This window comes from Bradyrhizobium algeriense (genome assembly GCF_003062295.1).
Taxonomy (GTDB): domain Bacteria; phylum Pseudomonadota; class Alphaproteobacteria; order Rhizobiales; family Xanthobacteraceae; genus Bradyrhizobium; species Bradyrhizobium algeriense.
In genome coordinates, this window is record NZ_PYCN01000071.1 from 1 (window position 1) to 10,236 (window position 10,236).

General features: G+C 57.5%; 6 protein-coding genes, 3 pseudogenes and 1 other annotated feature. Of the genes and pseudogenes, 6 read left to right on the forward strand and 3 right to left on the reverse strand.

Going from position 1 to position 10,236, the window contains the following annotated elements; genetic code table 11:
• Nucleotides 1–205: 205 nt before the first annotated feature.
• The 3 genes and pseudogenes from C7G61_RS41075 to C7G61_RS41085 all read right to left on the reverse strand — a co-directional run bounded on the left by C7G61_RS41075 (nucleotide 206) and on the right by C7G61_RS41085 (nucleotide 3,842).
• Nucleotides 206–1,496, reverse strand: a pseudogene (locus C7G61_RS41075) (IS256 family transposase).
• A gap of 96 nt (nucleotides 1,497–1,592) precedes the next feature.
• Nucleotides 1,593–2,557 (reverse strand): annotated as a pseudogene (locus C7G61_RS41080) (IS3 family transposase); the annotation flags it as partial.
• Nucleotides 2,158–2,273 (reverse strand) — a sequence feature (AL1L pseudoknot). (Overlaps the previous pseudogene by 116 nt.)
• A gap of 607 nt (nucleotides 2,558–3,164) precedes the next feature.
• Nucleotides 3,165–3,842 carry a RolB family protein gene (locus tag C7G61_RS41085; protein WP_108523226.1) on the reverse strand — a complete coding sequence of 226 codons (678 nt, stop codon included), beginning with the start codon at nucleotides 3,840–3,842 and terminating at the stop codon, nucleotides 3,165–3,167.
• A gap of 1,262 nt (nucleotides 3,843–5,104) precedes the next feature.
• Here C7G61_RS41085 and C7G61_RS41095 point away from each other — a divergent pair.
• From C7G61_RS41095 to C7G61_RS41120, 6 genes and pseudogenes are all read left to right on the forward strand, one after another.
• The gene (locus tag C7G61_RS41095; protein WP_108523227.1) at nucleotides 5,105–5,647 is read left to right on the forward strand and encodes a hypothetical protein; all 543 of its coding nucleotides are present in this window, start codon (nucleotides 5,105–5,107) and stop codon (nucleotides 5,645–5,647) included.
• 1,328 nt (nucleotides 5,648–6,975) lie between these two features.
• Entirely contained in the window at nucleotides 6,976–7,386 is a 411-nt protein-coding gene (gene tnpA / locus C7G61_RS41100; protein WP_108523228.1) for an IS66-like element accessory protein TnpA, read from the forward strand.
• Complete coding sequence (tnpB, locus tag C7G61_RS41105) at nucleotides 7,383–7,730, forward strand: IS66 family insertion sequence element accessory protein TnpB (protein ID WP_108523229.1); 348 nt, start codon at nucleotides 7,383–7,385, stop codon at nucleotides 7,728–7,730. Before tnpA ends, tnpB begins: the two co-directional genes overlap by 4 nt.
• Before the next feature lie 70 nt (nucleotides 7,731–7,800).
• A complete protein-coding gene (gene tnpC / locus C7G61_RS41110; protein WP_108523230.1) occupies nucleotides 7,801–9,450 on the forward strand; it encodes an IS66 family transposase in 1,650 nt (549 codons plus the stop codon).
• Nucleotides 9,451–9,452: 2 nt separating this feature from the next.
• The gene (locus C7G61_RS41115) at nucleotides 9,453–9,698 is read left to right on the forward strand and encodes a hypothetical protein (protein ID WP_108523231.1); all 246 of its coding nucleotides are present in this window, start codon (nucleotides 9,453–9,455) and stop codon (nucleotides 9,696–9,698) included.
• A gap of 139 nt (nucleotides 9,699–9,837) precedes the next feature.
• A pseudogene (locus C7G61_RS41120) lies at nucleotides 9,838–10,236 on the forward strand (hypothetical protein); the annotation flags it as partial.

The window sequence follows — 10,236 nt, forward strand, 5'->3', positions numbered from 1 at the left end:
ATGCCTATCCTTATCGCTATCCTTACGACTATCCTTCGACATTGTGACCTCGCGACAAACCATTCCGCAAGATCTTCCTAGCCGACCAGATCAGCCCTCAGAGCGTGGTCCCTACATGACGCTCACGAATCTCCGACGCTCCCGACAGAGGGCTCCACGCCGGCTTCAGGAGCTATCGCCAAATTTTGGTGACGGCCGGGGCCGGTCAGGCGGCTTCGGTTGTGGGCTGACGGTCGGTCGGCTTTGCGATGACCTCGATCCCGTTGTTGAATGTCACACCGAGAACGAGTTTTGGCAACTGGTTGTGGCCATCGAGACGACGCCAATTTTTCTGGGCGCCCTCGACCAGTTTGAAGACCATCGCGAGCGCGGTCTTGTTGGATAGACAGCCCTTCGATCGGATCGTGCGGTGGCGCACGGTGGCGAAGGTGCTTTCGATGGGGTTGGTCGTGCGCAGGTGTTTCCAATGCTCGGCCGGGAAGTCGTAGAAAGCCAGCAGCGTGTCTCGATCTTTGCGCAGGCAGTCGGCCGCCTTCTCGTATTTCAGCGTGTAGCTCTCGATGAAGGCGTCGAACGCCAGCTCGGCTGTGGCCTTGGTTTCGGCCATCCAGATCTCCTGCAGCGCGCGTTTGGCTTTCGGGTGCTGGCTCTTCGGCAGCTTGGCAAGTACGTTGGCGGTCTTGTGCACCCAGCAGCGCTGCTCGCGCGTTTTCGGCCAGACCTCACCGGCGGCCTTCCAGAACCCGAGTGCGCCGTCGGCGATGACGAGCCGCGGCGGCACGGCGAGCCCGCGCCGCTTCAGATCGAGCAGCAGATCGCGCCAGTCGTGCGCGCTCTCGCGGGCGCCATCGGTGAAGCCGACCAGTTCCTTGCGGCCTTCCGGCGTCGCGCCGATCAGCACCAGGATGCACTGCTTTTCGTCCTCGAGGCGGGCTTCGAGATGGATGCCGTCGGCCCAGATGTAGACGTAGCGTTTCGCCGACAGATCGCGCTTCTGCCACGCGGCGTGCTCGTCGAACCAGCCGTCCTTCAGGCGGCCGATGGCGGATGCCAACAACCCGGCAGCATCCTTGCCGAGCAGCGCCGCCAGCGCCTCGGAGAAATCGCCGGTCGAGATACCCTTCAGATAAAGGATCGGCAGCAGCGTCTCGATCGACTTCGACCGGCGCATGTAGGGCGGCAGGATCGACGGTGAGAACCGGATGCGGCCGGGATCGCCGGCGGCGGCCGTGCGGTCGCGCACACGCGGCTGGTGAACGGTGACCGGACCGATACCGGTCATCACCTCGCGTTCCGGCAGGTGACCGTGGCGGACGACGCGCTGCTGACCGTCCTGGGTCTTTAAATCGGCATGCTTGTCGCTTGTCGAGGAAGTCCGCGACCTCGGCCTCGACCGCCTTGGCAAGCAGCGCACGGGCTCCATTGCGTAAGATTTCGGTGAGTTGATCGTCGAAGAATCCTGGCTGAATCAGTCTGGTGACGTTATCGTTGGGCACGGCATATCGCTCCTTTGGTGGAGAAGTGGAGGCGTCAAGCACCCCCACGATATGCCGCCTTCCCGATTCCCGCCGTCACCAACTTTCGGCGATAGCTCCGGCTTCAGCCAGGCGCTCGGTGTATTTGATAGAGACGCCTTGGCTGCCCCTGTCGCTGTGGTGCACGAGCCCGCCGCGATGGACCGGTCGTCGATCATGCAGTGCTTGCTCCAGCGCATCGAGGACGAAGCCTGCATGTGCCGTGCGCGAGGCTCGCCAGCCCACGATCCTGCGAGCATAGGCGTCGATCACAAAGGCGACGTAGACAAAGCCGGTCTAGGTCGCGACATAGGTGAAGTCGGAGAGCCAGAGAACGTTCGGTCGTGGCGCCTGTGACGTGATCCAGCGGGCAGGGCGCGGCCTTGTCGCTGATCGTGGTCTTGACCGGTTTGCCGCGGATCCCCCCTTGCAAACCCATGTCCCGCATCAGTCGCGACACCGTGCAACGGGCAACATCGAAGCCTTCGCGCTTGAGCTGCCGCCAGACCTTGCGCACGCCGTAGACGGAGAAGTTCTCATCGAGCACGCGCCGAACCTCGATCTTCAGCCTGACATCCTGCCTGGCGCGCGCCGACAGCCTGGCCGGATCGCGCCGCTTGGCCACATGGGCGTGGTAGGTCGAGGGGGCGATCGGCAAGACTTTGCAGATCGGCTCGACCCCATGCGCCCACGATGATCGTCGATGAAGGCGATCATGGCTTGGACCGGCGGTCGAGCTCCGCCATCGCAAAATAGGCGCTTGCCTTGCGCAGGATCTCGTTGGCCTGCCGAAGCTCACGGTTCTCCCGTTCCAGGGCCTTCAGCTTCTCGGCCGTGTCGGTCGGAACGCCAGCCCGCTGCCCGCTATCGACCTCGGCCTTCTTGACCCAGTCATGCAGCGTCTGCGGCGTGCAGCCGATCTTGGCCACGATTGACGTCACTGCCGCCCAGCGCGACGGGTGCTCGCTGGCGTGATCCAGAACCATCCGAACCGCGCGGGTCCGGACCTCGGGTGAAAACTTGTTCGTCGTCTTGCTCGTCATGGCTCCATCCTCTCAGGAGTTGGAGCCTCCGGCAAACCCAGGGCGGTTCAGATATCTCCTTCCGCAACGGTTCCTTGAGCCATCCCGGCGGCGGCGGCGGCGGCGGCGGCAGGATATATCCTGATGTAAATGTCGCCTCGGTTTTGGACGCGACAGGAACTTCCGGGCTCGCGCAAAGCGCGAGCCCGGAAGTTGCGGTCCAAAACCGAGGCGACATTTACATCAGGGATGTCACTTTCTGTCGTTCTCCAATAGTAAAATATGCTTGGGTCTCGCTAAGGGCCCACTTTAATTATTCTTAGCGTTTCGCTTATGAAAAGGCCATTATGTGTTTGATTGTTGCCATTGTGCTTTTAATGCGACGTTTTGCGCCAGAGATGGTCTCTTATCGCATATGACAGTCTAGACGTGCAAACTTGCCTGGCCTTTAATTGAATTCAGTGAACAGTACAACAACATGACGCCATGGGCGCAAAAGCATAACTAGCGAAAACGGAAACAACAATAATACAACCAACAAACACGACTGACGCAAATGGAAATTAAAAAACAGGATGTATTTCTACGAGGGGCCAGGACCAACATTGGCGTAGCGAGAGTGGCACCACTAATCCCAACCGGTCGCCCTCGGCCAGTTGGAGGCGGGCATAGAGGGGGGCCAAATCATCTGTCCATGGGCCACGATGTCGAATCGCCCTGTCGTCGTATCGCGCGTCCATATTTGGTTCTCTTGGAAACTGAAGAGGTCGGTCTGAACGATAGCGAGGAAATACTGCATCTCCTCGCGCTGGACGTTAGTGCACCATCGGTCGTGGTACCTTTTCGATAAAGATTTAGTAGAGATGTTGTCATCGTATGGCCTGCAGTTCATTGCTATCACCACCCCAGGGCAATATTTAGTTGGGACTTCTTCGAAACTCCTGGTTGCAACACAGGATAGTGCAAGGGTGGTAGGCAAATAAACATACAAGAGGGGGGGATGTGAAGCATCAAGCGAGAGGGCGTCAACATCGATGGCCTCATTGATGCCACCGGATGGAGACTCGGTCATACAGGGCTGGGTTTCGAACGCCCCAAAATCCCGTGGAGGATGGCCCGCAGCCTGTTCGTACGCCCGCGCCGCAGCCACCCACTCGCCCTGAGCTCGCTGGACCTGCTTGAGGAAGTGCTCACGGTAGGCTTCGACTGCCATCTTGAGGCCATTGCACAGATTGTTTCTGGTCGTACCCGTTAGGCAGACGCTGTCAAATTGGGGGCGCTCGTAGGTTGGATAATTGTCTGCCATGGTGAAGGTATGACGTCTACGACAGATACTATAAGAGGGCTCGCTGCGTGGCGAACTATAAGAGTGACTCGTTTATATAGAGGCTTGTCCACGAGGTGATGGGTTTTGTAATCTCCAACCGGCACAGTTGTTGCCGTTGCGGTGTAATAAAGGGGCATCTTTTGGATGTGTCCCTTAGGTCGCGTAGAGTCGCAGCTTCTGTGAAGCCGTCAAAGGGCACAACTTTGGCGTTCTGCAAAGGGTCGCCCGGATTGCTAAGTCAACAACGCGTCACATCCAACTTTTGGCTGGCTGGCTGGGCTGGGCTGGGCTGGGCTGGGCTGGGCTGGGCTGGGCTGGGCTGGGCTGGGCAGGATATATCCTAATGTAAACGTCGCGTCGGTTTTTGGGCGCGGCAACTTCCGCGGAGCCACACGAAAACGGAGGCCTCACGGCCTCCGTTTTCGTGTCGCGCGTGAAGTTGCCGCGCCCAAAAACCGACGCGACGTTTACATTAGATGATAGATGAGCTTTTATTGATCGTTAAAAGAATAGTATAATAAACTTGAGACCTTTACCCTATTGGATCCCGTCATTGACCTCTGTAGTTTCGGTCCAATAAGAGCGGCCCTTATCGTCGTCTTTTTTATTGCTCTACGAGAGTCTAACATTGCGGACGGAAGTGAAGTCGAGTTCTGCTTGTCCATTGGTGCCTGTCACTGTTTGTGATTGCGGTCCAATAAGGAAGAGCGAGGGGACCCGCCTGCAAAGGTCAATCGTGTGCCTTCGCTATCCGTGTGGGCCAATCAGGAAGATACTTACATGTGGCAGCCGGCCGAGTGTGTCCATTCTGGAGCTCAGAGGGGCAAGGTTCTTCCGTCTCGACTAGAGGGATGTGTGAAACCCATCAAATGTCACTGTCTAAAAGCATGGTCCAATAAGTTTAACCCGAGGATGTCACTTTCTGTCGTTCTCCAGCGGTAAAAATATGCTTGGGTCTCGCTAAAGGGCCTCTTTGGCGGTTCGCTTATGAAAGGCCATTGTTCTGGTCGCTTGCCTAAGAAGTTTTGCAAGGGCTGGAAGAATCCAATCCCTCCTGTATTTATATCCTCTCACCATTCTAGCTATTATCACCACAACTGCTTGTTCTTCCATCACACTGTTTTTAGCTTACATCGTCTCTCACAATGGCACATTTCGATCGCCCAACATTTGACCAGAGCATTGATTGTGGCGGCACCTCCTCTAAGGCGTCTGTGCGACGCCGCGTTCGGGAGACGAAAATGATTTACGACGCTTTTCTTGATAACACCCTGCAGCCGCAACAACAATATTATGCAGACGTTTTAAAGCATAGTGAAACCTGGTGCGAGCGTTTCCCCGAGCCGCAGATCAACGATCTTCTGGAGGAATTCCGGAACCGTCCGTGCATCAATGATCCGACTGAGGGCCGCTTAGAGCAGATAGAACGAGATCAAGATGGGTACCCTATCTTACTCGCCGTCCTGCTCAACGCAGATTTATGCGGCGTGGCCACTGTGACACAAAATCTTAACGAAATTGTGAGCCAATATGGCTTTTTCGCCGACGGGAAGACCAGGATGCTGGCATACGAATTTCTACCGTGGGAAGACGAATTCAGTGCTTATAGGGTAGGCTCAAAATACCGGAACTTGGGACGCCACGAAGTAAACAACCACCATATCAGAAAATGTCTGATCATTCCCAAAACCGATCGCTTTCGGGATGAAGGGGATCACTTCTATAGTCGCCCGTATTTTGGTACTTTTGACGTTCTAGCTATTTGCGAGACATACCTTCATTGAAGGTGTCTCCCGAATAAACGCGCTCGCCACCAAGCAACAAGTTAAGCTTAGGCTGTATGGCGGAGATCGATGTTCCTGTTCGAGTCGCCTGCTGCCTGCCAAGCGTTCTTGATGCGCTCTCTTGGCGCCGACTGATCGTCATTTTTAGAACTCCTACCTTTATTATTGTTAATTTGATTGTGGTGTGTCTCTGTTCGCTTGTATTGTCAGTGTTTTTAAGTTTTTTAGAAGTGGGTTCCATAGAGGCTGAGAACGCCTCTCGCTCGCTATTTGTCCTTTGTTGCTACAGTGTCTGTGTTTCTGTTATATGGTCTGCTTTCTAGTTATGTGCCCATCGCCGTGTGGGTGCTCCTATTTTCATCGCTTTCCGGAAATGTAACCCTATCTTAGCTATTAATAAAGTTGTTGTGTTCTGCAAAAAGTGACCTTGCCACTGAATGTTTATTTTTGTGCGCGCTAGATGTGAACTTTCAGGAGGTTGTCCACTCAGCTGAAGCCACTCGTTTCAGTGGAACTGCTGCCGTTCGTTTTTCTCAATACCCTTACGCTGCTCTTGCTTGCTGCTGTTGTGGCTGTGGGGGATGTGGGCAACGCGCAGCGTTGTCCAATCGTCTCGCTTGCGAGAAGCGTCATATCCACAGCCTCGTCGCCGAAGGCGCCGCTGACACCGGTCCGCCAGACCGTCATCTGCGCGCGGTTTGCAGCGCCTGACGAGGGCGTTGGAAATTGTAAAATTCGATCCATCTGTCCTCGTATGTTGGTACAGGCGAGCGATCAACGAAGCTCCTTCAGCGACTGTCAACTGAACGACAGTCAGGAGTTCATCGAGGCCTTTCCCCGGGGCGGGGCGGGGCAGGATATATGGCTTTGTCGCCTTTCTTTGTTTGTGCATTCGTGCACTCGTGACGTATGCGGCGAAGCCGATACCCTGACTTCAGGATCAGACCGCTGATTGTCGCATGCGCGTCGGCACGGCGGCGAGAGAGCAAGCGTGTCCGATGTAACCACATTACAAGTGCAGCGCGATTCGACGTTGACGCTCCAGAATTTCAGATCTCTATAAAGGAAATCCAACGCGCCAACCCGTGCGTTCGCTATTGAAAGGAAGCCAAGTTGCCGCTCGTAAAACTTCCATCACCGCACTCCGGGCTTAGTCAAAGTGGAAACAGCGTTCGGCTATCACCTGAACTGAGTACGCTTTTGGATATTGATGCAGACGACTATGCGCCGATGGACGATCCGAAACTATTTATGAATTCTCGTGAACGCCGTACGCCTCCGGCGGCGGCCGCCTTGCTAAGTGGCTTGGGGACTAAGAACCTGTCTCTATGGACAGTGATAGGCGCAGCGCTCAAGTCGAGCGGCTTCAGGTGGTGGACACAGGCCGGCGACGGCGCTGGTCTGAGGAGGAGAAGCTCAAGATCGTTGTGGAGAGCTTTCAGGGTCCCCGCCAGGTCGCGGCAACGGCACGGCGATACGGCCTTTCGCGGTCGCTGCTGCTGCGATGGCGCCGGGCTTTTCATCCCGAGCCAAAGGATGCCACCGGCACACAATTTAGCTTCGTCCCAGCGAAGATGGTCCCGGATCCAGAGGTGACGCCTGATCCGATCAGGCCAGTGAGCAGCGGCGCGATTGAGATCGAGTTTGCTGCCGGGGCTCGTATGCGGATCACGGGCGCGGTCGACGCATCAACGGTGAAGGCTGCTGTCGCGGCCTTGGCGGATGGACGAACACGATGATCCCGATTCCCAGCGGCGTGAGGGTCTGGATCGCGACCGGCCACACGGACATGCGCCGCGGCATGCAAAGCCTGGCGCTGGGTGTTCAGGAGAGCCTGAAGCGCGATCCTCATGCAGGCGATCTCTACATCTTCCGCGGGCGCCGCGGCGATCTGGTCAAGATTCTTTGGCATGACGGGTTGGGCATGTCGCTCTATGCCAAGCGCCTAGACCGCGGCAAGTTCATCTGGCCTTCAGCGTCGGACGGTGCGGTATCGATCTCATTGGCGCAGATGGCTTACATGCTCGAGGGCATCGATTGGAGGAACCCGCAACTCAGCTGGCGGCCGCAAAGCGCGGGCTGAGCAAATAAATCTGCGGCTTTCGCTTTTTTGGGGAGTCACAACGCATCCGATCTGTGATTCACTGCGTCGCATGGATGCTGATCGCAACTCTGATCCTGATGATATCGCAGCCCTGAAGGAGGCTCTGGCGGTCGAGCGCGCCAAGGCCTTGGAGATTGCCGCCGAGCTTGCGGTAGCCCGCGCGAAGGCGTCGGAAGACAGCGCGCTGATTGTCCATCAGAAGCTTCAGATCGCCAAGCTCGAGCGCCAAATTTATGGACAGCGGTCGGAGCGTTCGTCGCGGCTGATCGAACAGCTGGCCTTGGCACTCGAAGAGCTGGAGGCCGACACTACCGAGGACGAACTGGCGGCTGAACGAGCTGTTGCCAAGACGACCACAGTGTGGGGATTTACGCGCAAGCGCGCCGACCGCCAGAGCTTCCCCGAGCATCTGCCACGCGAGCGCGTGGTGATCGATCCGCCGACCGCCTGCGAGTGTTGTGGCGGCAATCGCTTGCGCAAGCTCGGCGAGGACGTAACCCGAACACTGGAGGTGGTGCCGCGCCAGTGGAAGGTGATCGAGACGGTGCGGGAGAAGTTCTCCTGCCGCGACTGCGAGAAGATCAGCCAGGCACCGGCGCCGTTCCATGCCATCGCCCGGGGATGGGCCGGACCGAGCCTGTTGGCCATGATCATGTTCGAGAAGTTCGGCCAGCATCAGCCGTTGAACCGTCAGGCCGAGCGCTACGCTCTGGAGGGCGTGCCGATTGCGCTATCGACCATGGCGGACGCCGTAGGATCGGTCTGCGCGTCCCTGGATCCCCTCCTGCGCCGCCTCGAAGCCCATGTGATGGCGGCCGAGCGCCTTCATGCCGATGATACGACCGTCCCTGTCCTGGCCAAGGGCAAGACCGACACGGGACGCTGCTGGGTCTACGTCCGGGACGACCGGCCGTTTGGCGGCGCCGGCCCGCCGGCCGCGATGTTCTACTACTCGCGGGATCGCAAGGGCGAGCATCCCCGGGTGCACCTGGCAGGCTATGCCGGCATCCTGCAGGCCGACGCCTATGACGGGTACAACCAGCTTTATCTGGCCGGGCGCCAGCCTAGGCCGATCCAGGAGGCGGCGTGCTGGGTCCATGCGCGGCGCCCGTTCTTTGCCATGGCCGACATCGAAGAGAATGCGCGACGCAAAGCTGCGGGCAAAAAGGAGATCCCGCTCTCTCCCATCGCCGTCGAGGTCGTGCGGCGGATCGATGCGCTGTTCGAGATCGAGCGCTCCATCAATGGCAGGAGCCCCGAGGAACGCCTTCAGGTGCGGCAGGCGTTGAGCCGGCCCCTGGTCGAGGACCTTCAGGTCTATATGCGCGAGCAGCTCGCTAAACTGTCCCGCGGGCACGACCTGGCCAAGGCGTTCAACTACATCCTGAAGCGCTGGGCGAGCTTCACCCTGTTCCTTGAAGAGGGGCGGGTTTGCCTCTCAAACAATGCCGCCGAGCGCGGCCTAAGAGGCATCGCACTTGGCCGAAAGGCCTGGTTGTTCTGCGGCTCTGATCGCGGCGGGTGGCGCGCTGCGGCCATGTACAGCCTGATCGTCACGGCCAAAATGAACGGCATCGATCCGCAGGCCTGGCTCACTGACGTCCTTGCCCGCATCGCCGCTCATCCAGTTCATCGGCTGGACGAACTGCTCCCCTGGAATTGGACGTCGGCATCAGCGATCCCCGCTCGAGCTGCGTAACCATGCACGTCAACAAGGTTCATCACGTTACCACCATCAACCGTGTTGCCGAGGATCTTGGCGAAGACGAAGACTGGCTGCGAGACGTCGCCAATGAAATGGAGATCGAAGACGGCGCCATCTGGGTCTATGGCGTCGGAGAACATGGCATCCAGGCCTTCACTGACTTCGGAATCGAAAACCTGATCGAACTCGTCCGGATGTACAACGAAAGCCCGGAACTGCTTAAGCGATGGCCGCCAGAATAATCCAATGAGCCTGCGGCCTACGCCGGATGCGTACTGAACGCCGGCTTATGGCGTTGCTAAGAGCTGTTAAGGCCCGAGACGAAAAACAAACGAAAAACAATTGCAGCTGAGTATCCAAGTGTCTTGAAGGATCGCTTACATGGCCGATGATAATGACATGCCTGAAGCCGAAGAGCTCGACGCCTCCGCTAGACGATTGGCGGCGCTTGAACTCAGGGCAAGCCGGCGTACCGACGCCGCCAAACTTCCCTCGAACGACGACCTGTTGATTGCGGTCAAAGACACCACACTTAGAGAAAACGGCATCCCCGTAGTGCCGTTGAATTCGGATCGTTCCAAAGACCTCCCGGCGAAAAACGTATACACGTTTTTCGCTGGAGCGGCCTTTCAGGCTCTCTCCAGGTTGGGCAACAAAACCGTCAAACAGATGGACGAGGAGCTTGTCTACATCAGGTACGGAGACAACTACTATACCAAGAATGGACTTTGGACTGCCATCAAGGCTCCAGACGGCCAAAAAACCACGGTAGAATACAAA